This window comes from Paenibacillus sp. 2TAB19 (genome assembly GCF_052115185.1).
Taxonomy (GTDB): Bacteria; Bacillota; Bacilli; order Paenibacillales; family Paenibacillaceae; genus Pristimantibacillus.
Genome location: NZ_JBFRGE010000032.1, coordinates 1 through 24,471 on the forward strand (window position 1 = coordinate 1; position 24,471 = coordinate 24,471).

The window sequence follows — 24,471 nt, forward strand, 5'->3', positions numbered from 1 at the left end:
TCGTTATCTCCTGCTCCAATCGTTGTTCACCGAGCTTTTCGTAATCGACGCGAAGCATCCAATTCGTGAGCCAAAGCGTCAAACAATCCAGCAGCAGCGCAGGAACAGCCTTCGCAGCATTCTGCTCGTATTCCCCGAATTCGATCCGAAGCTTATCGATCAGCTGTGCTGCTTCATACGGTTCTTCGAGCGTCCTCCAAGCGTAGCCCGTGCCTTCACGGTCTTGCTGATGCCTCGCGATGCGTTCATTCATCTCTTCGTCATACGATTGGCAGGTTGCAATATAGACACCATGGTTGCCGGTTCTCATTGCATATTGCTCGGCGAAGCTACTTTTGCCGCTGCGAGCGCCACCCGTTACGAGTATGGCCACATCATTCACCTACCCTTTGGACACGCCGGCGCTCTCGAATGTCGCCATCTCTTGCATCAGCTTCAGCGCAGCGTCTATGAAATGAAAGCTTAATACGGCGCCCGTTCCCTCGCCAAGACGCATCTCCAGCTGAATCATCGGCGACAAACCAATAGCTGCCAACAGCTTTAAATGTCCTTGCTCGTGGGAAAGATGCGATGCAAGCATATACGGCCTCGTCTGTTCCGTGATCCGTGAAGCTACAAGCGCAGCTGCAGATGAGATGAAGCCGTCTATCACGACAGGACAGCCGTTAGCCGCAGCTCCGATAATTACGCCAACCAAGCCGGCAATCTCAGCGCCTCCGACTTTGGCAAGCACATCAATCGGGTCGGTAGGATCGGGGTTATTAACCGCGATCGAACGTTTTACAACCTCAATCTTGCGAGCTCTCGCCTCATCGTTAATACCTGTTCCCCTTCCTACAGACTGCTCCGGCGAAAGACCCGTCAGCACACTCGCGATTGCCGAGCTAGCCGTCGTATTGCCGATGCCCATCTCGCCCGTCGCGAACACCCGAACACCTGCCGCTGCCTGCTCATCGACGAGCTCGATACCTGCCGCTATCGCTTGAAGCGCTTGCTCTCTCGTCATTGCCGGCCCCTTCGCCATATTAGCCGTTCCGTGAACGACTTTGCGGCTAACGAGCTTCGGATGCTCCAGATCGGCGTTGACGCCAATATCAACGCAGATCACATCCGCGCCTGCTTGTCTTGCGAGCACATTAACGGCAGCGCCGCCATTCAGAAAGTTGAGCACCATCTGCGGCGTCACTGCAGGAGGAAATGCGCTGACACCTTCCTCGCATACACCATGATCGCCCGCCATAACAATGACCGTCTTGCGGGTCATATCCGGCCATAGATGACCCGATATGCCGGCAAGCTGACAAGCAATAGCCTCCAGCTTGCCGAGACTGCCGGGAGGTTTCGTCAAGCTGTCCGAATGTTGCTGTGCCTGCTCAGCAGCTTTATGATCGAATTCCCGTATGCGGGAGACCGCAGATTCCAGCGTATCCTGCCATTTGTTATTCATGTTCTTGCTCCCCTCTTGCTTCCAAAATCCGAAAATATCCGTTAGACCGATGCGCTAGGCTGCAGCATAATTTGCGGCATGCCCGTTACCGGATGCGGCACGATAGCTGTTGTTGTTTCATATACCTTTTCAATTAACGACGTTGTCAGCACTTCCTTAGGCGTTCCGACGGCAGCAATCTTCCCTTCATGCAGGACGACGAGCTCATCGCAATATAATGAAGCCAAGTTAAGATCATGCAATACGGCAATAACGGTTAATCCACGCTCCCGCTGCCATGACCTCACGGTATCCAGCAATTKCACTTGGTACCCGATATCCAAATACGTTGTCGGCTCATCAAGCAATATGATCGACGGTTCTTGAACCATTAGCTTCGCAAGCGCAACGCGCTGCCGTTCTCCGCCGCTTAGTTGATCCATCCTGCGTTCCTGCAGTCCAGCCAGACCCATTGCCTCGATCGCCTCATCGATGATTTCCGCCGGATCACTCTCTTCATTGCCAAGCCAGCTCTGATACGGATAACGCCCCATGCCAACGACCTCACGTACCGTAAACCCGACCGGGGGCAATCCGCCCTGCTGCAATACGGCCATCTTGCGCGCCAATGTTTTGCGCGGCAACGATACGATTGGCTCTCCTGCCAGCAGCACTTCGCCTTTCGCTGCCTTATCAACGCCGGACAGCAGATGAAGCAGCGTTGACTTGCCGACCCCGTTAGGCCCTATAATGCCATAGATCTTGCCTTCCGTGAATGAGCAGTCGAGCTCATGAAGCACCGTTCGGCCTTGAATCGTCTGTACAATTCCTTTTGCCTCCAAGATAGCTATAGCTGACCGCCTCCATTCATCTTACGACGATGGAGCAGATAGGCAAAGAATGGCGCGCCGATCAGCGCCGTCACGACGCCTAGCGGAATTTCGCGCGGGCTAAGCGCATTACGCGCGAGCGTATCCGCCCACAAGACGAATATGCCGCCTCCAATAGCCGCAAGCGGCGTAATCAGCCTATAATCCGGCCCCACGAGCAAGCGGATCAAGTGGGGTACTACGAGCCCGACGAAGCCGATAACGCCTGATACGGATACGGCAGCTGCCGTAAGCAGCGTAGATGCGATCAGCACGATCAGCTTCGTTCGCTCCACGCGAACGCCGGCATGGGCGGCGTGGCGTTCGCCTAGAACGAATAAATTGAGCGATTGGCTATAGATGAGAATAATTGGGAATCCGATGAYAAGAAACGGAATGAGCATATATACGTTGTCCCAGTTGCGCATCGCAAGCGAACCCATGAGCCAGAACAGAATTTGATTGACAACGCCTTCAGACAGCGACACCATGAACGATACGAAAGCGCCTAAGAAGGCTTGAATGATGACACCGGATAAAATAAGCGTTTCAATATGCATCGCCCCTTTGCTTCGCGATAGCCAGAATACGCCAAACAACGTGATGCTTCCCGTCAGAAAGGCGACAAGAGGAATCGTCCACATGCCTAAAGCCATCTGGAGTCCGAACAAAATAATAAAGGCAGCGCCTACCGAGCTCCCTGAGGCGACGCCTAACGTATACGGATCGGCAAGCGGATTGCGCAGCACGCCTTGGAAACCTGTGCCGGCAAGAGCTAGGCAGGCGCCGACAAGGACGGCAAGCAGCACGCGGGACAGCCTTACCTGCGTAACAATGGCTATTTCACCCTTGGTATAGAGATCTTCGCCCCCTTTCACCCACGGAAGCTCGTGAATAAGTATGCCCCATACCTTGCTTACCGTAAGACCCGACGTACCAATAGAAAGACTTATGATCATAGAAACGGCAAGAAGGAGCAAAGCTGCTCCTCCATAAATGATACCTTTATGTTTCATTGCTTATTTGACGAGATCCGGGTGAATAACCTTCGCAAGCTCAAGCAATCCATCGGCGAGACGCGGACCTACACGTACGAGCGGGTCTTCCGTCACGGCGAACATTTGCTTGTTCTTCACTGCATCGATAACGTCCCAACCAGGACGGCTCTCAATACCGGCTACAATCGGATTCGGCTCCTCCTTCCATGCTGGGTACACAATCAGTTGCGGATTTTTGGCAACGACCTCTTCCGCGTTCACCTCGAACCACCCTTGACTTCCGGCTGCCACATTCGTTCCGCCAGCTAGCGTCAGCAGCTCATCGAGGAAAGTGCCAGAACCCACCGTCCAGCCGGGCGAGAATTCCAAATACACATTTTTCTTCTCTGCGTCTTTCACTGCGTCCGTTACCTGCTGCTTCACTTGAATCATATGGTCAGCAACTGCGGCAGCTTCTGCTTGTCTATTCATAATTTTACCTAAAGTATCGATTTTGGCAACTACTGCATCATAAGTTAGCGGATCCGTTGCATATACAGGGATATTAAGCTCGCGAAGCTGCTTAATCGCATCCACGTTCATCGAGGAAGAAGCAATGACCAGATCCGGATTAAGCCCCGTAACTACCTCAATATTCGTCGTCATATCGCCTACCAGCTGCTTAGCTACTGCCGCTTCCGGATAGTTGCTATAGCTGTCCACACCAACGACCTGCTCTCCGGATCCGATCGCATAGATCGTTTCCGTCTCGCTTGGCGCCAGCGAAACGATCTTCGTAGGTGCTTGCGCGAATGTAATTTCCGTTCCCGTATCGTCCTTCACCGTAAGCGGATATTCCGTAGTTGCTGCGCTTTCCTGTTCGTTGTCAGGCGCGTTCGTCGGCGCTTCCGTAGCCGCATTCGATGGTTGATTCGATGCTTGTCCCTCATTATTGGCGTTCGCTCCGCAAGCAGTCATGATGACGAGCATCATCGCCAGCAGCAGCCCAATCCAAGCTTTGTTCATCTTATTCATTAATTAGCACACTCCTATACGTTCTATTTATCTAGCAAATCGGCCTTACTCGTTATAGCTGTTACCTTCGAATAAAACATGATGTTACTTTTAGCCTGTATTTCATACAGCCTAATCGGGACCAATCGACCTTTACGTGACGCTTGATTGGAAAACATACAGTCAAAATCGGCATTTTGGCCCCTTGTCGCGCTTCCCCGTCCATTTGGCTGCACAATATCCAATCAAACGTAGATATGGACGCGTTGCAAGCCTTTTACTTGTATAAAATCCAATCAAAAGGCACTACTTGATAAGATTTAAACATCAAAAAAAAGCATTTCCGACGTCTTGTCAGAAATGCTGCGCGAATTCCGCTTCCAAAGCGGCAAATAGCTACTACTCGTGTGCAACACCTCCTAGTTCCTCGTAGGATTCAGCGTTAATAAGCAGGCAGGTCTCCTGACTTGGAATATATGCCATCGGCGTCTTCCCGAGCGTCCAAGCTCAGTGACAATATGCCGCGGCATCGGCCTTGCAACGAGAGCAGTCGCTCTCCGGCCATTCCTTACAGTGGCGGGTCCGCGCCGGATTCTCACCGGCTTCCCTATTAAGTCGGAGCGGTTGTTTAAGCAGCATTCAAGCTGCTCATATAAACCTTCTCGACACCTAGTTATTTTCTATGAAATTGTCAGATGTAACTATACACATCTTCCAATCTTTTGTCTATCCCTATCGCCAAAGTCAGACTATTGTTGAACGTCGCCGGCGTTCTGTCATCCCACTGCGCCGCATAGGTAACTAAAGACGCTGTTAATTGGTTTCTTGCCTACAAAAAAAGATACAGAAAGGTGCGCTTATCATGAGCTCTGACGAATCAATAGTAACGACCCGAGCACGAAYGCCACTTCTTAAGTGGTCGCTCGCCTTGCTTGCCGCTGCCGTCATCATCACCGCTGCGTTCGCGTGGCTGCAAACGACGGAAGCTGCCCCACCTGCCGTCACGGAGCATTCCTTCGAAGAAGGCTCATTGACGTGGGAGATCGGCCGCTATCCGGCCAAAGTGCTCGATCTGAATGATTTTCGCCTCAGTCTTAGAAATTCCGAGGGAGCGCCGTTACGTAACGCTGAGTTATCCATCGTGTTAGATATGATCGGAATGAACTGCGGCAATTACAGCTTCAAGTTAACCGAGACCGCTCCCGGCGTCTACGAGGGCGAAGGCATGCCGTTGATGGCTGGAACGTGGAAAGCAACGTTGACGCTGGATACGGCGGATGGCAACTATATCCTTGCAAGGCGGCTCTCTGCCGTCCACTGATGATCGTTACCATAACCACGGCGAAATGCTCGGAATGACGCCGTTCACGGCCAATCCCCGCATAATGGACAATAGCCCTACAGCAATTGCCGTTACTACGCCTGCCTTGCGCATGAATCTTCTCCAGCGCCTGCCGGCGAAAGCAGCGATAGAAGCCGCGGCAGCTAGCGCCGGRAACGTAGATAGTCCGAAGATAGCCATGATGGCCGCGCCTTCCAATGGCGAGCCGCTGGCCGCAGCGTTCATCTGCATCGCATAGGTCAAGCCGCAAGGCAGGAAGCCGAAAGCAATGCCCGTCGCAAGCAAATGCGTAGTTTCGCTGGCAGGTGACTTCCCTGTTCTGCCGACCAACCGCTTATGCAGCAAAGCAGACAGCTTGCCCATAAGCGGCAGTTGAAACCTGCGCCATAACCATAATAATACGAAGCAGCCGCCTACGATTGAAGCAATGCCTTGAATGCCCGCAAGCTTGCCGGCGAGATCGACGAATGAGCCGACTGCGCCCATAACTGCGCCAAGCACCGTATAAGACGTGATGCGACCTGCATTGTACAGCAGCATGGAACGGCGGGCTGACACTGTCGATTGAAGCGATACGGTCGACACGATGCCTCCGCACATGCCGATGCAATGCGGTGCGCTGAACAGTCCTGTCAGCACGATTAAGCCGATCAGATTCCACGTAAGCGTCATCGACGTCTCCGTTCCTCGCGCTTAATTTGGCCGCCTAGCCGAAGCGCGTTGCCGACGACCGATACGGAGCTCAGCGCCATCGCCGTTCCGGCCATCCAAGGCTTAAGCATGCCGAGCGCCGCGAACGGAATGATGATGCCGTTATAGAGGAAGGCGAAAGCGAGATTTTGCCGCACGTTGCGAAGCGTTAATCTGCTAATTCGAATGGCTCCAGGAATGGCGAGCAATCGCGAATTAAGCAGCGACAGATGTCCGGCTGCGAGCGCCGCATCCGTCCCGTTGCCCATCGCGATGCCGACATCGGAGGATGCGAGCGCCGGCGCATCATTCCAGCCGTCTCCGGCCATAGCGACTCGCTTGCCCCGATCCTTCAACCGCTCGACAAGCGACTGCTTTGCTTCGGGCAGCATGGAAGCGTGCACCTCGGTAATCCCTGCTGCCTTTGCCGCAGCCCGGGCAGGCGCTTCCCGATCCCCTGTCGCCAGCAGAATCGATACGCCAAGCGATCGTAAATCCCTGACGACCGATCTGGCGTCGGATTTCACCGAATCAATAAGGGCAATCATAGCTACGCATTCATCATTAATAGCGATGAACAGTACCGTCTCCCCAGCTGCTTCCTTGCTCTTCGCGAACTTCTCTCCCTCTTCGCTGACCAGCCAGCCCCGCGACTTCGCGAAGCCCGCATTGCCGACGCCGACCTGCTGCTTGTTGACCATGGCAACAACTCCGCCGCCGGGCGTATACACTTGGCTCTCGGGCATAGGTATGACAAGACCTGTCTTCGCCGCTTCTTGACGGATTGCAGCCGCTAGCGGATGCGACGATGCCGATTCCGCGGCCGCTGCAAGACGGAGCGCCGAAGAGCGGCTGCCCTTGAGCGGTTGGAGCGCGCTTACTCTCGGCTTGCCCTCGGTCAATGTACCCGTCTTGTCGAATATAACGGTATCGATCAGAGCAAGACGCTCCAGCGCTCCCGCTTCCTTCGCGACGATGCCTTGCTTCGCCAGACGGCCCGAGGCCAGCACGAGCGAGATCGGAGCAGCCAGCCCGAGCGCACACGGACAAGCAGCCAGCATAAYGGCGATGGAGCTGACGAACGCCCGGCTCCAATTGCCTGGATCAAGCACAGCGCTCCATAGGATGAAGGTAAGTGCAGCTAGCAGCAGCATTAGCGGTACGAACCAGCCAGCGGCCGCATCCACATTGCGTTGGATCGACGACTTGGACCGCTGTGCTTGCCTGACAAGCTCACCGATTCGGCTCAGCAGCGTATCATGGCCAGCAGCCTTCGTCCATATGCGGAGCCGGCCGCCGACATTGCGCGTGCCTGCCCAGATGGAATCGCCCTCACGTTTCACAACGGGCGTACTCTCCCCTGTCAACAGCGCTTCATCGGCAGATGAGTCACCCGAGATAACCGTTCCGTCAACCGGCACAAGTTCGCCGGCTTCGACGATAACCGTATCGCCCGCTCGCACGAACTCCGTACGAAGCTGCGTCACTAGGCCGGCGCGCTCAACGGCAGCCGTCTGGCTTTGAAGGGTGGCATAGCCGGCTGTATTGAGGTTCGCCTTTAACGAAGCGGAAGCTTCGATGTATTTGCCAAGCAACACGGCGGTAATGACAACCGCAGACGTCTCGAAATATAGCGCGGGCATCTCTGCCCCAAAGCTCGAACCGCTTAACAGATCCTGCTGGAACACGATGTAATGGCTGTACAGATAAGCTGCAGTCGTGCCTACGGCAACGAGCACGTCCATATTGGCGCTCTTCTGCCTAAGCGCATAATAAGCGCCGAAGTAGAAGGGCATGCCGATAACGAATTGAAGCACCGTCGCTAGCACCAGCTGCAGCCAAGGCAATGTCAGCCATGCAGGTATATAAGCAGCAAGCGGCGATAAGATTGGCAAATGGTGAACCATAGTAAGCAGCAGAGGCAGTGTCAGCAGGAGCGAGACGATTAATCGAAGCTTTAGTATCGCATGCTCCTTGCGCAGACCCGTATCGCCATGCTCGCTTAATGAAGCCGTGAAGCCAAGCTGGCTTACGCGCTCGGCGATTTGCTCGGGACTTACCCGCTCTGGCGAGAATTGCACCCAAGCGGTGCGCAGCGGGAAGCTTACTGCCGCTTCATAGACGCCTTCCATCTTCCCTACCGACTTCTCTATTCGTGCCGCGCAAGCGGAACAGCTCATTCCCTGCACGGCAAAGTCGATCATTATTCCGTTATCCGGCGAATTCATTGAACCCGCCTCCTTCCAACCGATGCCTGTACCCATCTGGGTTCATTTATATGTGGGACCAGTCGTTTGCATGAATGGAATGTGAGGTTACATGCTTTCGGGAGCAGGTAATCCAAGAATATCGAGCGCCTCGCCAAGCGTCTGCTTGTAACGTTGCGTAAGCCATAAGCGCAGCTGGCGCTGAGCAGGAGATGCCTTCAGTATTGGACATGTCGCATAAAAATGATTAAACAACGTTGCCAGCTCATAGGTGTAATTGCAGATGATGTTCGGCGCAAGCTCGAGCTCCGCCGCCTGCAATACCTCCGGCCAGTAGCATAGCTGCCTTAGAACGGCATGCTCCTGCTTGTCGAGCGACTGATCGACCTGGACCTCCGACACATGAACGCCTGCTTGCGCGGCTTTCTCCATAATGCTGCAAGCCCGAGCGTAGGCATAAAGCAGATACACGCCTGTATTGCCCGATATTTCGGTCGCCTGCTCCAGATCGAACACAATCTCTGTCTGCAGATGGAAGCGCAGCAAGTAGTAACGAATGGAAGCAGCCGCTATTGTTCGACTCGTAAGACCTTGCTTTCTTGAACGTTTGGCATCGATAATGCCCTCCATTCTGTCGAGCAGTTCCGACACTTTGATCCCGATACCTTGGCGGCCGGACATCGGATAAGCATGTTTGCCAGCTGTGGTGTCTACGCCTAGTCCGGCAGCTGTAGATGGGCTTAATGACACGACCCCATAGCTGACATGCTTGAGCTGCTCGGCTTGACTTGTGTAACCTAACGCTAACAGCGCTTGCTTCACCATGGCCTGCGGGTACTGCTGCCTTTGGTCGATCACATTAATAACGACATCTGCCTTGCCGATCTTCTTCTTCACGCCTCCTGCTTGCGTAGACCATAGACCTATGCCGAACTTGCGATAACGAAAATCTTTGTCCAGCAAGCCGAACTTCCACAGATGATAAGCGATATCCTTAGCCGTATACGTCAGAATTCCATTCGAGCGAACAAGCACCTTGTCTGCTTGATGTTCGCCTTGCTGCTGCTCGGATTGTTCGGCTTCTAAAGGTTCTATCAGGTTGTCAGCTTCATGTGCCGGCTGCCCGCTTCCAAGCACCCAACAGCCTGCAAGCTTCCCCTGCTGCTCCTGTCTGAAGACGTTCGTTTGCTGCAGCAGCTCGAAGGTGCGCCCCCAGAATCCTCCGCTAACGATACTGCTTTCCCATACGAGCACATCATAATCGATCCCGAACTGCTTCATCTCCTCGACATGTTCGCTTACGATGCGCTCAGCGATAAGCAGCCCCATCCAAGCAATGTTGTTGCCCCCTTCTTCCAAGTGAGCAAGTACGCGTGAACGCTCTTGCAGCAATTCGGGCTGTTCCTTATACGCTTGATTCACCTTCGCATACGTCTCCCAACAGAAATCGCCAAATCTCGCATGCGACTGAGCGGCCCACGTGTTCAGAATGCCAACGACCGTATCGGCTAATTGATTGCCAAGGTCGTCGATGTAATTATGCACCTCTACAAGATGTCCGGCTTGCTTCATCAATCTTGCTAGCGTATCACCGATACAAGAATTTCTTAAATGACCGATATGGGCAGACTTGTTCGGGTTAATCGACGTATGTTCAATGAGTACCTTGTGCTTATGCTTTTGCTGCTTCTTGGCTTTTATTGCTGCTCCATCCTCATTTAGCTTCGCCCACTGCTCCCAATTGACATAGAAATTAATAAAGCCTGGCGGAGCGATATCGATGGTTGCGAATAGCTGATTAATCGCGTTATTAGATTGCAGCTTTTCTTTAACCTGAGCTGCAATAACGAGAGGAGCACGCTTTAGATGCTTTGCCAATTGCATCGCTATGCCGCTGCTGAACTCGCCGTTTGCCTCGTTAGCCGGATGTTCCACTACGACATTGACTTTGTCCTGGAGCACCAACCCTTCTTCCGTTGCGATCTGATTTACGGCATTAGTTAATGCGGTTAATAATTTTTCTTTCAACACTTTATATTCCTCCTCCTTGTTATCGTCAAATCGAGTCCGAACGCCAAAAAAGCCCTCGTCTCCTATAATAAAGAGACGAGAGCTTGCTGATTCCCGCGGTACCACTCTAAGTATTGAACCTGCAATGAGGTTCAATCACTCGATTTGATAACGGTCATTGACCGGATTTGTCTACTCCGATAGCCGCCTTTGCATTGACCTTGACTGCGCGGAATCGCTTCGACAAACCATTTCCCGGGCCCGCTTCATCATAGACATCCGTACCGGCTTCCACTGTCCCGGCTCGCTGCGACTATCCGTCCTAAGATTACTGTCCCGTTCGTTAATGTTAGATTTGTGAAAATTCTGAATATATCTTAAACGTATTTATACACGATGCCGCTTAGCATTGTCAAGGGGGATAATAAATAGCGGCACTAAGCTAAGAAGCCTAGTGCCGCCATATTCCTCATTATGCGATTATTCGCCGGTTACAACTTCGCCGTTCCAAGCAAGCATACCGCCCGACACGTTAATAACGGTATGGCCCAGCGCGCCCAAATAGTCGCATGCTTTGCCGCTTCGTCCGCCGCTGCGGCAGATGATGACGATCTCCATCTCTTCCTGCGGGAACTCGTCAACACGCTGAACGATTTCCGATAATGGAATGTTGCGTGCCTCTTTAATATGGCCGGCTTCCCATTCATCGACCTCGCGAACGTCAATCAAATTGATAGTCTCGCCRTTTTTAAGCTTTTGTTCCAGTTCCTGCGTCGTCAGTTCTTGAGCCATATAGACATCTCCTTCAAGCGTAGCTGCTTATTATAGTCGTTGATATGAATTGTATCGCGTCCTATCGCTCGTGTCCATATGAAGGAGAACGGTTGCTATTGGAAGCCATATCTGCGGCTATCTCCGCTTTTTGTTTTTGGCTGCGAGCAGACGGTTGATCGTTCCGTCCGTTGCAGTATCCCGCTCTAGCCGAGCAGCGCTCGGGCCGGGTTGATTCGTGTTCGTCACAGATGCAGTCGCATTCGCTGAAGGTGACAATTCACTCGGCTTTGTTCGATTGTCGCTCTCTTTGAATGGAGATATTCCAGACACGCCGCCGTAGAAGCGGCTCGCTTCGGTTGTCCTTCTCTTTAGCCTCGATACCGCATTGGTTGACTCTAAAACTTCATTCGTATGACTGCTATTACGTCCATTGCGTTGCCGTAACAAAGTTCCCGCCCATTCGAGCATCCGTCCGTAAGGCAATGACAGCCTACGCAGCGCGATATCCAGCAACCAAAGGAGCAAAGCGGCGACGAGCAGTTTATTCGTCAAATCGATCGGCTTGCGAGCCTCCAGCGGCTTGAAATCAAATGCCGATTGAGGATCGTCCAAAAGCAATTTGCGCCCGCCGGTCGTGGCGGCGATCTGAGCCATCGTCTCTGGACCGCCCGTGTTCGATAATCGGTATTCAGGCGAATAAGGAATGACGAAAGCCGATGTCGTACCGCCTTCAATTGCGTTTCCGTTCGACTTCTGTCCGATTTGAGCCAAATAAACGCCAGGTTCTGTCGCAGGCAAGGTCGTTTCATACTCTCCCGGCCCGATCGGCATTAAGCGGCGAACGGAATAGCTGCCTGATTCGTCCTCAATCCCCGCGGACAGCGCACTGTCGAATGAGCCCGCATCAGCTTCTGAGCGTACCTTCAAAGTGGCTTGGCCGCCGTCTTGCTCGGTCGTTATCGAATACGGATTGTTCACAAACTGAGGGAACGTCCACTTCACCAATTCGGTAAGCACGGTTGGAAATGCAGGCCACTGCACCCATTCGCGTGCCCACTTGCCCGTAACGTCGCTTGTCCATGCGACGGATCGTCCAGAGCCGTATTGCCAGCGGGCTAGCAGCGGATCGCCATCCGGCGTCAATAGAGCGACTTCCGCCGCTTCTTTCGCTGTTGCGGCGATATAAGCGTTAATCTTTGGCACGCCGCCGTTCCACAGCTTCCCCCAATCAGCGGCCCTAGCGACTGCTGGCGTAAACGACTGCTCCACAATATAAGTACGAGACATCATTACCGTCTCGCGACTGAAGATGGCAGGAAGCGTGCTTTGGTCTTTGGTGAAGTAAAATCGCCCTTTGGCAGCCTTCGCCAACCGTTCAAGCAACGCTTGATCTGCTCCATCGCCTACCGCGACCGTAGAGAGCGTCATTTGATCCTCTACAATGGCATCGGTTAACGCCTCATAACCAGGATTCGTCGCCGACTGACCGTCCGTAAGCAAAATCATATGTTTGCGCTGCGCATCCACTTCTAGAAGCCCTTCATAACCGGCTTGGAGCGCATTATAGATTTCGGTTCCGCCTTCGGATTGAATACCTTGAATGCGTTCAATAATCGAATCGCGGTTCGACAGCTTCTCAGGCTCTACCACCCACCATGGTGCGGAATCGAAGGCAATAACCCCTACCGTATCTACGTCTCTCATCAGCTCGACCGTCCTGATTGCCGCTTCCTTCGCCAGCTCCAGCTTGCCGTCCGACATACTTCCGGAGCGGTCGATCACGAGCACGAGACCTAGAGAAGGTATCTGGCGTTTGCCTTGCAAATCCATATAGACGGGCAGCGCCCGCTCGACAGGCGTCTTGAAATAACCGCCTAAGCCGAAGCTGTCTTCTCCGCCGAGCATGACGAGACCGACACCGTAATCGCTGACGGCTTTGCCCAGCCATTCCATCGGCTTCTCCGCAATTCGAGTAGCTGGCACATTGTTTAAAATAATGCTGTCGTAGCTTGCATACTCTGCCAGCTCAACAGAGAGCTGCTCCGGCATAATCGTCGTATGACCGATGAATGAAGCAGACAGTGCAGCTTCAACATTGGCCGACGATTGCGGTTGTCCTTCTACAATCAATACATGCGGCGGTCCCGCAACCCGGCTGAAGGCGTATGCCGTATTATTAGCTGCCTGCTCATCACTAGTTGTATACAATTCGGCTCTGAAGCGGTGATAGCCTGGTTCAACTGCAATACTATTCAGAACGAAACGATTATCCCCTTTCTCCAGTTGCACCTGAGTGACCGATATTTCCTCGTTATCAGCGAATAAGCGCAGCTCGGCTTGCTGAGATGTCGTACTCGATACCGAAATCTCGAAAGTGAAGGTTTCCCCTTGCGTAAGCGTGGCAGGTACATCAAGCGATTCGATTGCAGCGTCATTAATAGACTCTGTATGGATCTCAACAACATCAACGGCAATCCCCGCGCCTGCGAGCAATCTCGCTTGTCGCCTCACATCGCCTGCATTTTCCGCTCCATCGGAGAGCAGAACAACTCTCCCTCCACCTTCCTTCAAGAGCATTGCGGCAGCCAGCTGCACGCCCCCGGACAGATCGGTGAACCGATTATTAACCGTTGTTCGGAAGGTGAAGTCAGCAGAATCACCTATGAGCTCGTTCGATATCGTCCTTTCGACAGCTGCATTCAGTCCCACCGATACGACGCCTGCCTTATCGTCCTCGTTTCTGGCAGCCCATGCGCCTGTGATCCATTCACCTATACGCTCATCGGCCTGCATACTGGCAGAGCGGTCTGCTACGAAGACAATACTTCGCTGCTGATTAATAACGTAAGGTTGTACTTGTGCTATGACGGCAATGAGCAACAGCGTAATCATGCCTCTTATTGTAATCGCCGCTGCCTTGCGACCGCCCTTCAATCGAATCGTGGAACGTATAATCCAAATCATATACAGCAGCCAAGGCAACAGCAGCAGAAGTGCCCAAGGCGTTTCAGCTTGAATGCCCACGTCGGTACACCTCCCATTCCGCCGCCATCAAGAACAGCAATAGCGCTGCAGCCCACACAACAAGAGATAGAGCCGTTTCATTCGTCCGGTGCGCGACAGCTTGATTAGGTTCATTCGCTTGGTTCGTTTGGGTGAGTCGGAGCTCAGGCGATGATTCAGGTGAAGACGCGAGCTCTGCAGCATCCGCATGAACAGCAAGCATACGGCTCCCGACTACCTCTCCTTCGGCATCGACTTCAACCAGCCGATAAAGGCCTGGCACGGAAGGCGCTTCATAGATGTCCTTAGCCTGTCGTTCGAGCATGACGGGACTGTTTCCAACCGATTGCTCAGGCTTCAGGCTGTTGTCCAGCAGTTCCATGGTTTCCCATTGCGCAGTGATTGAATTCGAATGAAGAGATAGTTCCATAAGCTGATCTGCCGAGGTTATGCCAAGCTCAAGCTGCGAGCCTCCGCTCATCCACTCGGCTGCTTGAACGATCAGCACCGGAAACTCGGATCTGAGCGGCAGATCGGTATCCTGAAGGTTAAAGGTGAACCTCAGCTTCGGCTTACCTCCCGCATCTCCAGCATAGATTGCTGGTATGCCGCCATAGGTCAATACCGGCTTCCCCCAGCCAAGCTCCTCTGCCGGCGGCTTAAGAAGCCTTCCAATATGCGTGTCAGCGAACGTGATGTAGGAGGTTACCGGGTGCTCTTGAACGATCGTTTGTGCGTTCGATGGGACTGCGCTCTGCCCATCCTCTTCCGTTGGATGGTCGATTAACCAAAGCGGCTTCGCTTCCAGCAGCGATGCCCAGCCAGGCTCGCCATATAGACGCGGATCGTTGCCATCAAGTACGATCCAATCTATATTTTGGGAGAYTTCTCCGCTCGGCACAACGCTATCGGGACTGACTCTAACCGTTAGAATGCCTGCCAACTGCAGCGCCTTCTCCAGAAATAGATTGCCATCCGTTACGAGAAGCGCTTCCTTTGCACGCGGCGTATCAGGGAATTGATAGGCGCTATTATCGATCGATATAGCGTCCGTCGAATGACGAAGCTCAGCTTTATAATAAGAGGCTGCCGGCAAACCTGACAACTGTACGCTCTCCCATTCCCCCGCAGCAATATCGACGGATTTCTCGGCGGCAAGCGTCAACTTGCCTTGAGCATCCTGAGCCCAAATGTCGAGCTGTGCTTTCCGTACAGCCTGACTGTCATTATTGATCGTGACGACCGCTGAATAACTCCCATCATTGTTCGCATCAGCCTTAATCCCGAAATATAAAATCGCTTGATTATTACGCTGCTTTGGATTTCCGGTAATGTTAAGCGACACATTATGATTTAGCTGTATCGCATTCGCCTCCGCAGCGTCTGGCCATAATCCGTCAGTGAATATGGCCATCTCTCCGTCACGCTCATCCAGCAGCAAAGAATGTGCTAGCGACAATGCAGCCGAATTGTCTGTCCTGCCATAGACAGGCGCAATCGACTGGAGCTTCTCCTTCAATGCTCCGCGGTCCTTCGTACGCGACAGCAGAACTTCAGGCTGCTGTCCCGTCACAACCAACGTAATCGGCCGATTGGCAGGCTGGCCCGACAGCCACTGCTCCGCTTCGGACACGGCTTGCTCCAGCTTGGTTCCGCGTCCGTCTCCATCGTCAGCCGAGCGGGCCGTCATGGACGCTGATCGATCGATGACGATGACTGCATGCCCGCTAGTTGTAGATGGTCTCATAATAACCGGCTGCATAAGCGCAAAAATGAGCAGCAGCGCTGCCAACAATTGCAGAAGCAGCAGCAGTCTGCTCCGCAGCTTTTGCCAAGGCCTGTTCGCTTCCTGTTCGTTCAGCACTCTTCGCCACAGCATATGACTTGCGATTTCCTGCTCTAAGTACGTTCTCTTCAAAATATAAATAGCCGCAATCAACGGCAACAGAATCGCAAACCATGCCGACGGAAGCGACAAAAACTGCATATTGGACCTCCTCTCCAAAGCCGTTGCCCGGGCTTAAGATTAATTACGACTTGCCCGCTAGTGCCTGTTCAGGCAGCAAAATATGATGGATCGTGTCGTTGAGTGAAATACCTGTATTCACGAATACATAGATTACTCCCCGTTCGGCGCAAAGTTGCTTCAATCGCTCTATGTATTCCGATACAGCTTTGCGATAGTCGGAGAGTAGCCGGTGACCGACCGCTATATCTTTGCCGGTTTTGAGCTCGCTGTCTATGAGCTTAAGCTCTCCGCTCAGCTCCGGGTCCAGCTCGGAAGGCGATAACAGATGGCATAGAACAACCTGCTGCTTCGCCGCTTGAAGCGATACGATCGCCGCTTCGATTCCTTCTTCGAACATCGCATCGGTCAATAGCCAGGATACGCCGCTTCGGCGTGGAAGTACTCCTGGCGCCCGAAACACAGCAGAAAGATCAAGCGTAGACAAATCGCTCTCGGATGATTGCTCGTAATCGATGCTACGCGTTGCATCCGCAATGAACTGAAACCATTTTGGCGATGAGGCTCTGCCGTGTACGGGCGGAAGCTCCTGCACGATGCGGTCAGTGAACAGCTTCATAGCTACACGATCATCACCGCATAGCGCGGCATAACCTACGCTCGCCGCGAGCCTTAAAGCGTACTGCAGCTTGTTCGTTTCCTGCTCGCCGAACGACATCGAACGCGAAATATCGACATACATATGGACGATTAATTCTTGCTCGTCCCAATATTGACGGACATAAGCTCGCCTTGTCCTGCCATAGACACTCCAATCGATTCGTCTAATATCATCACCTGGCGCATAGGGCCGGTAATCGGCGAACTCCTGAGAGCCGCCTAAGGAAACCGATCTTCGCTTGCCTGCCAACGTCCCCTTCACTTTGCTTCGGGAAGCAATCCGCAGCTGCTCAATACGACCTAGCAGCGACATATCCGGGAATAGCAGCCTCAAAGCTTCTTCAGCGTTTAGCTTTTGTATCGGTGAGTGATTCTGAGCTTCACTCATCGCTCTGCCTCGATCGATTGTAAGATCGCCTCGGTCATGCGATCGCTGGACAGCCCCATTGCCTGCGCCTCGTAACCAAGCACAATCCGATGTCTCAGAACCGGAAATGCCGTTTCGCGGATATCGTTCCAGCTAACATGCAATCGCCCGGCGCATAAGGCCCGGACCTTGCTTACCCCGACGATCGCTTGAAGCGCCCGCGGGCCGGCTCCGAAACGGACATACCGTTTAACATCGTCTGGCGCATCCGCCTCGCCGGGATGCGTCATCATAATCATCTTCACGGCTGCATCGAGCAGCTCGTCAGCGAGCAATATTTGCTTCGCCATTAGCTGAATGGCAGACAACGATTCACCGTCCATGACGACGGACGCCTTATGCTGCTCCACTGATGACGTGCGCAGTACAATCTGCTTCAGTTCTTCCCTGCTCGGATAGTCCACGCCGATCTTCAGCAGAAAGCGGTCAAGCTGCGCTTCCGGCAGCGGATAGGTGCCTTCCTGCTCGATCGGATTTTGGGTTGCCAGCACGAAAAACGGTTTAGGCAGCACATGAGTTTCGCCGCCAGCCGTCACCGTTCCCTCCTGCATCGCTTCGAGCAGGGCGCTCTGCGTCTTCGGCGTTGCGCGATTGATCTCATCGGCCAGCACCAGATTGCCGAACAATGGCCCCGGCTGGAACCGCTGAACAGCTACTCCTTGCGCAGAGAAATCAATTAATGTCGTTCCTGTAATATCCGAGGGCATCAGATCAGGCGTGAACTGGATTCGCGAGAACAGCAGCGATACGCAGTCAGCCACCGTTCTTACGAGCATCGTCTTGCCGAGTCCTGGAATGCCTTCAAGCAGCGCATGTCCGCCTGCCAGCAAACACCAAAGCAGTTGCTCGACTACATTTTGCTGGCCGACGATCACTCTTCCAATCTCTTCTCTCAGCAGGGAGATTCGCGAGGCTGCCTCATCCAATTGCGATTTCGACTCTATCATATAAGCCTCCTATTATCGGTTCGGTTGAATTTGTTCAAAATATTGCTTCACCTTATCCTGCATGCTGGCCGGAAGCTGCGATCTGCCTAGCGACTCCTTCGCCTCGGCTTCGTATTCGTTGTACACTTCCTCGTAAGGACGTGTCATGCCGTCAACCATCGGCGACTTGCCGCCCGTTTCCGTCTGGCCTCCTGTAGACGGTCCGCCGTCCTGCTGCGAATTGCCGGAGCCGGCCATATTGCGCGGCGTGGTGATGAGCGTTCGTCCGCCCATCCCGACACCCGCCCCGTTTCCTTGACCGGAGCCGGAACCAGAGCCTTGACCCAAACCMGAGCCGTTTCCTTGGCCCGTTCCGGTGCCGGAGCCTGACCCGCTTCCTTGCCCTGAGCCAGACCCCGATCCGTTGCCTTGCCCGGACCCGACTCCTGAACCTTCTCCTTGTCCCGAGCTTGGTGAAGCGCCAGAGCCTCCGCTCGGATTCGACCCGCTGCCTTGGCCTGACGATGATCCGCTTGAACCTCCGCCTGATGGACTTTGCTCTCCGGAAGCACCGCCGCTGCCTGCCGCTCCCCCCGCCCATGCGGAAGGGACATTAGCTCCAGCGGCAGCTGCTTGGCTGGCCAGCGCATTGCCCTCTTGCCCAAGCTGCTCCGCCATTGATCTTGCCAATTGCTCCAGCTGCTCCTGTGACAATTGTTCCTTAAGCGCTTGTTCAAGTTCGCTTAATCCATCCTTCTCACCTGCAGACTCGCCGCCTTCACGTGCCTGCTCCGCCGCTTTCTTCAGCGCCGATGCCAGACCCTCGCTGCCTTCGCCCTCCTGATTCGGCTGCTCAGCAGCGAGCTTCTCCATCATCTGCGCGATTGCTTCACGCTGCTCCTCCGTTAACCGCTGCAGCTCCGAACGCAAGCTGTCGATCGCATTGCTCACGCCTTCCGCATCGCGGTCCTGCATCGCTTCAGCCAATTGCCGCAAGTTGCTGTCGCCGCTCATCTCGCTCGCGGCAGTCTCCAGCCGTTCCGCCGCCTGCTTCGCAAGGTCGGCAGCTTTTTGCAGCTCGCGCATCGCAGCCTCGAGCTGCTCGAGCGCCGCAAGCGGGTCGCCGCTTAACGCGTCCAGCTTGCTTCGCAGCTGCTCAAGCGGCTGCAACAGCTCCTGCTTCGCCGCCTCAGGCAGCGAAGCTTCCTCGGCCTGCGAGGCGAGCTTCTCCGCCTCGCGCTCCAGCTGCGCAAGCTGATCTCTCGCTTGCGCCAGCGCCTGTGCCCGATCATCCTGCGGATTGGGCCATAACAGCAAAGCAGCCGTCACGAACCAGACGGCTGCCACCCCATACACCGGCTTGCGCCATCTGCTCCAAGCCGGCCAAGGCAACCGCGTATGCAGCTCTCCGACATAACGCTGCGCCGCTGCGGTTGCCTCTTCCCTCTGCAGCCGCACAATCGGCTGCACTTCACCATCCGGACGCTCGAGTCCATCGAGCGCCGTACGAATCGCGTCCTCTGTGCCCGACTTATCCATCGTCCGCGCCGCCTCTCTTGTGGAAGCACGCTTCCACAAGCCGATAGCGAAACCAACGCATAGGCCAAGTCCAACTGCAGCGGCAGCATAGTCGCGCACATGGAGAATTGGCCAAATCCGGCTGGCAATCAGGAACAGTAAACCAGCGAGGCTCCCGCTTAACAAACCAAGCAGCGAGTAGCGGATAACGATGAATGTCGTCAGCCTTCGCCTAACCGGTCTTAACAGCTCTAACAGCACATTTCCCTTCATATCCGCCCCTCCTATTTTCAAGTTATTGTTCATCATTAATGTGGTTAAATACCTTCTTGGTTTCCGTATCTATCGATCATGATTAGCGTTTCAATCTCGGCCGCAGCTTCCCAATCKCCGTCCAAAGCGCTAGAGCGGACAGAATCGAATAAATTAKGATAAACTCCTGCCATAATGCGAGCCATGGTTTCTTAGGCGCAACACCGCTGTAGCTTCCGTAATTGTATACCTGCTGCGATATTTCCGGATCCAATATGCTGTACAGCGCAGCTGCTGGATTCCAGGCTATAATATGTCCGACCCAGGTTTGGGAACCGTTCTGAGAAAATCCTTCCGTCACTCCTACCATGACGAAGAACAACAACGCCGTGCCCGCGAACATAAACAACGTTATACCGTACGTCACAATGACCGAAATCATCGTTCGCTTGAATAGTGTCGAGAACATAATGCCGAACGAGCCCAGTACAAGCATCATGAAAATATAAAACAGAAACACAAGCAGCAATTGCTTCGGCGATATGCCGCCATATAGGAAAACCATGCTGTATATCGGTATCGTGCTTATAACGATGAGCACCATGAAGCTTAGCGACGACACGAGCTTGCTCAAAATAATCGTCGTCGAGCTTTGCTGCGTCGTCAGCAGCAGATTAAGCGTCTGCTTCTCCCGTTCTCCGCTAACGACACCTGCTGTCAGGCCTGGCGCCATAAACGCTATAAGACCAAGCTGCGCCATACTTAAGAAGTAGAATAAAACTTTGCTCGCTTCAGGATCGAACGAGCGCCCGCTGCCCGATATGACCTGCGTCAAATAGATCGCGCTAAGCGCCATTAAGCCGATCGCGAACAAATAGAAAAACAACGTCCACATCGAACGGGGCGTTCGCATCCGAAGCCGGAACTCCTTGTTCAGCACCGGATTAATGAGTTTAGCCCGCCAGCTTAATCCGTTTTTTCCTGCCGTTTGCTCTCTCATTGGTCGCCGTCGCCTCCTTTCGTAATTTCGAGAAACACATCCTCCAAATTCGTTTGTGCTTCACTATAGGAGACAAGCTTAAATCCAGCATGAATTAGATCATGCAGAAGAGCCGACTGCTCCTCGTCCTGTCCGCTGAAATGCACCTGTATGCCCCGTTCATCGCGCAGCAACCGGTTCACATGCGGACGATCGCGCAGAAAAGCTTCCGCTTCGTCCTCGCGTTCAAGCAATCGAATATGAAGAAACCGTTTGACGCGCATCCGATTTTGAATGTCGGCGACATTGCCTTGCGCGATCATCTGCCCATGCTCGATAACGCCGATTTCATCGACCATTTCCGCTAGCTCCGGCAATATATGCGAAGAAATAATGATCGTCTTCCCCATTGACTTGAGCTCTCGCAGTATTTCGCGCATCTCGATGCGGGCACGCGGATCAAGCCCTGATGCCGGCTCATCAAGAATGAGCAGCTCCGGATCATGAACAAGGCATCGCGCGAGGCAGAGACGCTGCTTCATACCGCGTGATAGCGTGTCGACGTAGGCATCCTTCTTATCGCTTAGATTAACAAGCTCCAGCAGCTGCGGAATCAATTGCTCACGCTCCGCCTTCGGAATGCCGTAGCTCGCACCGTAGAAATGCAAATATTCTACGGTCTTGAATTGATCGTATACACCGAAGAAATCCGGCATATAGCCGATGCGCTTACGCACCTCATGAGGGTGCTTCGTCACGTCGATGCCGTCAACCTTCGCATATCCCGACGACGGAGCCATCAGCGTAGCCAAGATCGACATCGTCGTTGACTTGCCTGCGCCATTCGGCCCCACGAAGCCGAATACGGTTCCTTTGGCAATCGTTAGATCTATTCCTTTGAGTGCATGAAAATTTCCGAAATGCTTAGCCAACTGCTTAATTTCTATCATCGGAACAGCAGTGGCGTTATCATCAATTGCATCGTTATCTACTCTATTACTCGTAGTCATTTGGAAATCGTCACTCCTTCCAATGCGATTTGCGGCAATGCCGTCTCCATGTCCGATGTGACGGTCAGCTTCATACGAATCGACTGCTCGTTAACCAAGTATTCCGCTACATCGGAAGCAAGCATTGTAGCATCCTCCCATTGCTGGCTGACTTCATTCCATATGCTCCACACACCATTAGAAGATGCATATTGCGAGTTGTAACTGATTTCGAGCTTATCGTATTTAACCCCTTTTGCATTGGGAACGGTGTATTCGAATTGGAGCTCGCCACTTCCGACACCCATAATTCCGTTGCCATAGTGATCCATACGCTGCAGGCCATTATCGGTAATGATAGGCTGAATAATACCAACAGGCACTTGGATCCGGTTGCCCGCAAGCGTCACCTCGCCAAGCTGCTGCACCCACATGGTCAAATTATCGGCCTTCACTTTATCGCCGTTCACCGTATAGTGCGGATCATGGTTGATACTGAAGCCTACAATTAGCGGCGAACCCATCGCAAGTCCGCTATTGTTACGATTCATATACATATTGACGAGCTCGCGCTCGCGCGAATACTCGATGTCGGTGCCGTTATAACCGGATGTGCCAGGGAAGACCATATCGCCGTACGGATAATAGCCGAGCTGGCTATTCGCTGTACTAGGCAGTGCAACGGAACCGCTCTCGCCTATTTTCAAGTCTCCAATCCGCTGGACGCTGCCATTCATAATTAAAGAGACGCTCGTCAGATCCGTAGCCGTTTTGTTAGTAACTTTGACTTCAACCTTTCCGTTCGGATTGGAATAAGCAAGCTCCAGCTGCCMGGCTTCGTTTCGAATCGTCTGCTTATCAAGCAACGTTTTGCGCGTCGACCAATAGGGAACAGATCGCCACAGGACAGATGACGCACCTTCCGCAATCTGAAGCTGAGTATTGTTGTTCAATGCAAGATTGCCGCCCATACTGGATTGATTGTCTGAAGGGTATGGGATCATATGCCGTTCCTCGTCGTAGGCAAGCTTCATATTACCGCCGTTCGGCACAAAAATCCCCGTTGCTCCCGACTTGACCGCATCGCCTTGACCGGTCAGCTCTACAATCTCAATCGTATGAGCATTCATCTCCCGCTTATCGGCAGCACCGAAATAGAAGATGATGATGCCTGTTACGATGGATACGGAAGGAATGAGCCACCATGCCCATTCTCTGCGGTCCGATTTCGCTAAAATGATATATAGTACCGGTGCAACGATAATCATATAAATAACGAACATGACGAGCAATAATAGGAATTCAGGCGCTTTAACGGAAGGAAACTGATCGATTAGATTGCTGTACTCCCAAAACATATTATCGGATACGTTGACCATCCCTTGCGTGAGCGGCGATAACGAACCTTGAAGCAGCTTCGACCATAAAGATGCGCTTCCCGCCCATGTCGCAAGCGGGGCAAGCGAAGGATCAAAGGCCACATAGATAACCGTGCCTAGACCGACCTTGCGAGATGCAGCAAGCTCTATGCCGCTCTCTTCTAGCAGTGACTGTGCCTCATTTAGTTGTCCCGTAGAAACCGTTATCGAATCGGCGTTCTCGAGCGCTGTTCCGCTATACGAGGTTAACGCTGTTGTACTCGTTAGCTCGGTTGTACCGCCGGCAATAACCGGTGCAATATCCTGGAACGCTTGCGATGTTTTGCTATAGCCTGCACCGCCGGACAATACGAGTGTTCCTCCTTGAATGACCCAGTCTTTAATAGCGTCCACTTGCTCTGGCTTCCAATTGCTCGTTGCCATATCGTTAATAACGATCGTATTTAAGGTTTCTAGCAAAATACCTTCCCGCGGAAGCTCGTCTTCCGGGATGGGAATGACGGTAATATCGTAGCCGCGCTGATTGAGCGAAGGCATGAAATTAAACGTATCGGGATCACGGGAAATGACACCGATCGTATAGCTTGAACTAACTCTTGTCTCTATGTAATCGTTACCGAGTATCGGAATGGTTTTACCATCTTTTACTGAACCTTTAAAAAACCGAATTTTGCTCGTATTTTTCGAAAGCGAATCACCCGGAACGGGTATCGTCAGCTCTACCTCCGTATTCATAGGAAGCTCAGCTGACGCTACATAGTCGACAGACGTATTGCTCATCGACGATACCGCCGTCAGGACGAGCTCGCCCTTTACGTCCTCTCCCGTCTGGTTGATCAGCTTGAATCGGACCGGATACCATTCGTTTTGCTTCACCGTCCCTTGATAACCAACGCTTGCTTGAATCGCTATTCCCTCAGTCTGAGGCGCAGCAATCGCAGTGCTTCCTGTCTGCAATGCCATTGCGGCAAGCAAGCCGCATACGACGACAAACATCGTAAATCGCATCAACCATTTGTTCAATTGGTTCACATTCTGACTCCTCTCTTTGTATAAGCCCCTC

At 53.1% G+C, this 24,471-nt stretch carries 18 protein-coding genes, 1 riboswitch and 1 other annotated feature; of the genes, 1 reads left to right on the forward strand and 17 read right to left on the reverse strand.

Annotation, left to right across the window (positions count from 1 at the left end; translation table 11 throughout):
• The 5 genes from AB4Z33_RS15935 to AB4Z33_RS15955 form a co-directional block, all read right to left on the reverse strand.
• Window positions 1-382 (reverse strand): bifunctional adenosylcobinamide kinase/adenosylcobinamide-phosphate guanylyltransferase (locus AB4Z33_RS15935; protein ID WP_442050839.1); only part of this gene is annotated, 382 nt, incomplete at its 3' end.
• Window positions 383-1,447: a nicotinate-nucleotide--dimethylbenzimidazole phosphoribosyltransferase gene (gene cobT / locus AB4Z33_RS15940; RefSeq protein WP_442050840.1), complete on the reverse strand. Its 1,065-nt coding sequence runs from the start codon at window positions 1,445-1,447 to the stop codon at window positions 383-385.
• Window positions 1,448-1,488: 41 nt separating this feature from the next.
• Window positions 1,489-2,268, reverse strand: a complete 780-nt coding sequence (locus AB4Z33_RS15945) for an ABC transporter ATP-binding protein (protein ID WP_442050841.1) — start codon at window positions 2,266-2,268, stop codon at window positions 1,489-1,491.
• Between the two features lie 5 nt (window positions 2,269-2,273).
• Window positions 2,274-3,311: a FecCD family ABC transporter permease gene (locus AB4Z33_RS15950; RefSeq protein ID WP_442050842.1), complete on the reverse strand. Its 1,038-nt coding sequence runs from the start codon at window positions 3,309-3,311 to the stop codon at window positions 2,274-2,276.
• A gap of 3 nt (window positions 3,312-3,314) precedes the next feature.
• A complete protein-coding gene (locus AB4Z33_RS15955; RefSeq protein WP_442050843.1) occupies window positions 3,315-4,307 on the reverse strand; it encodes an ABC transporter substrate-binding protein in 993 nt (330 codons plus the stop codon).
• Between the two features lie 414 nt (window positions 4,308-4,721).
• A riboswitch (cobalamin riboswitch) is annotated at window positions 4,722-4,963 on the reverse strand.
• Between the two features lie 185 nt (window positions 4,964-5,148).
• On the opposite strand from AB4Z33_RS15955, the gene AB4Z33_RS15960 reads away from it, so the two are divergent.
• A complete protein-coding gene (locus AB4Z33_RS15960; RefSeq protein ID WP_442050844.1) occupies window positions 5,149-5,607 on the forward strand; it encodes a FixH family protein in 459 nt (152 codons plus the stop codon).
• Window positions 5,608-5,613: 6 nt separating this feature from the next.
• Here AB4Z33_RS15960 and AB4Z33_RS15965 read toward each other — a convergent pair whose 3' ends face one another.
• The 12 genes from AB4Z33_RS15965 to AB4Z33_RS16020 all read right to left on the reverse strand — a co-directional run bounded on the left by AB4Z33_RS15965 (window position 5,614) and on the right by AB4Z33_RS16020 (window position 24,440).
• The gene (locus AB4Z33_RS15965) at window positions 5,614-6,300 is read right to left on the reverse strand and encodes a sulfite exporter TauE/SafE family protein (RefSeq protein WP_442050845.1); all 687 of its coding nucleotides are present in this window, start codon (window positions 6,298-6,300) and stop codon (window positions 5,614-5,616) included.
• Complete coding sequence (locus tag AB4Z33_RS15970; RefSeq protein WP_442050846.1) at window positions 6,297-8,546, reverse strand: heavy metal translocating P-type ATPase; 2,250 nt, start codon at window positions 8,544-8,546, stop codon at window positions 6,297-6,299. The genes AB4Z33_RS15965 and AB4Z33_RS15970 overlap by 4 nt, the downstream gene beginning before the upstream one ends.
• Window positions 8,547-8,633: 87 nt before the next feature.
• Window positions 8,634-10,556, reverse strand: a complete 1,923-nt coding sequence (locus AB4Z33_RS15975; RefSeq protein WP_442050847.1) for an arginine--tRNA ligase — start codon at window positions 10,554-10,556, stop codon at window positions 8,634-8,636.
• Between the two features lie 68 nt (window positions 10,557-10,624).
• Window positions 10,625-10,888: a binding site (T-box leader), on the reverse strand.
• Window positions 10,889-11,015: 127 nt separating this feature from the next.
• Window positions 11,016-11,327 carry a rhodanese-like domain-containing protein gene (locus AB4Z33_RS15980; RefSeq protein ID WP_442050848.1) on the reverse strand — a complete coding sequence of 104 codons (312 nt, stop codon included), beginning with the start codon at window positions 11,325-11,327 and terminating at the stop codon, window positions 11,016-11,018.
• A gap of 117 nt (window positions 11,328-11,444) precedes the next feature.
• Window positions 11,445-14,333: a VWA domain-containing protein gene (locus AB4Z33_RS15985; RefSeq protein WP_442050849.1), complete on the reverse strand. Its 2,889-nt coding sequence runs from the start codon at window positions 14,331-14,333 to the stop codon at window positions 11,445-11,447.
• Window positions 14,317-16,299 carry a vWA domain-containing protein gene (locus AB4Z33_RS15990; protein ID WP_442050850.1) on the reverse strand — a complete coding sequence of 661 codons (1,983 nt, stop codon included), beginning with the start codon at window positions 16,297-16,299 and terminating at the stop codon, window positions 14,317-14,319. The genes AB4Z33_RS15985 and AB4Z33_RS15990 overlap by 17 nt, the downstream gene beginning before the upstream one ends.
• Window positions 16,300-16,342: 43 nt before the next feature.
• Complete coding sequence (locus AB4Z33_RS15995; protein ID WP_442050851.1) at window positions 16,343-17,326, reverse strand: DUF58 domain-containing protein; 984 nt, start codon at window positions 17,324-17,326, stop codon at window positions 16,343-16,345.
• Window positions 17,323-18,312, reverse strand: a complete 990-nt coding sequence (locus AB4Z33_RS16000; RefSeq protein WP_442050852.1) for an AAA family ATPase — start codon at window positions 18,310-18,312, stop codon at window positions 17,323-17,325. The genes AB4Z33_RS15995 and AB4Z33_RS16000 overlap by 4 nt, the downstream gene beginning before the upstream one ends.
• Before the next feature lie 12 nt (window positions 18,313-18,324).
• Window positions 18,325-20,082 (reverse strand): hypothetical protein, encoded by a 1,758-nt coding sequence (locus tag AB4Z33_RS16005; RefSeq protein ID WP_442050853.1) that lies wholly within the window; start codon window positions 20,080-20,082, stop codon window positions 18,325-18,327.
• A gap of 82 nt (window positions 20,083-20,164) precedes the next feature.
• Window positions 20,165-21,061, reverse strand: coding sequence for an ABC transporter permease (locus tag AB4Z33_RS16010; RefSeq protein WP_442050854.1), 897 nt, complete (start codon window positions 21,059-21,061; stop codon window positions 20,165-20,167).
• Window positions 21,058-21,990 (reverse strand): ATP-binding cassette domain-containing protein, encoded by a 933-nt coding sequence (locus AB4Z33_RS16015; protein ID WP_442050896.1) that lies wholly within the window; start codon window positions 21,988-21,990, stop codon window positions 21,058-21,060. The genes AB4Z33_RS16010 and AB4Z33_RS16015 overlap by 4 nt, the downstream gene beginning before the upstream one ends.
• 56 nt (window positions 21,991-22,046) lie before the next feature.
• Window positions 22,047-24,440 (reverse strand): DUF4350 domain-containing protein, encoded by a 2,394-nt coding sequence (locus tag AB4Z33_RS16020; RefSeq protein ID WP_442050855.1) that lies wholly within the window; start codon window positions 24,438-24,440, stop codon window positions 22,047-22,049.
• Window positions 24,441-24,471: the final 31 nt, after the last annotated feature.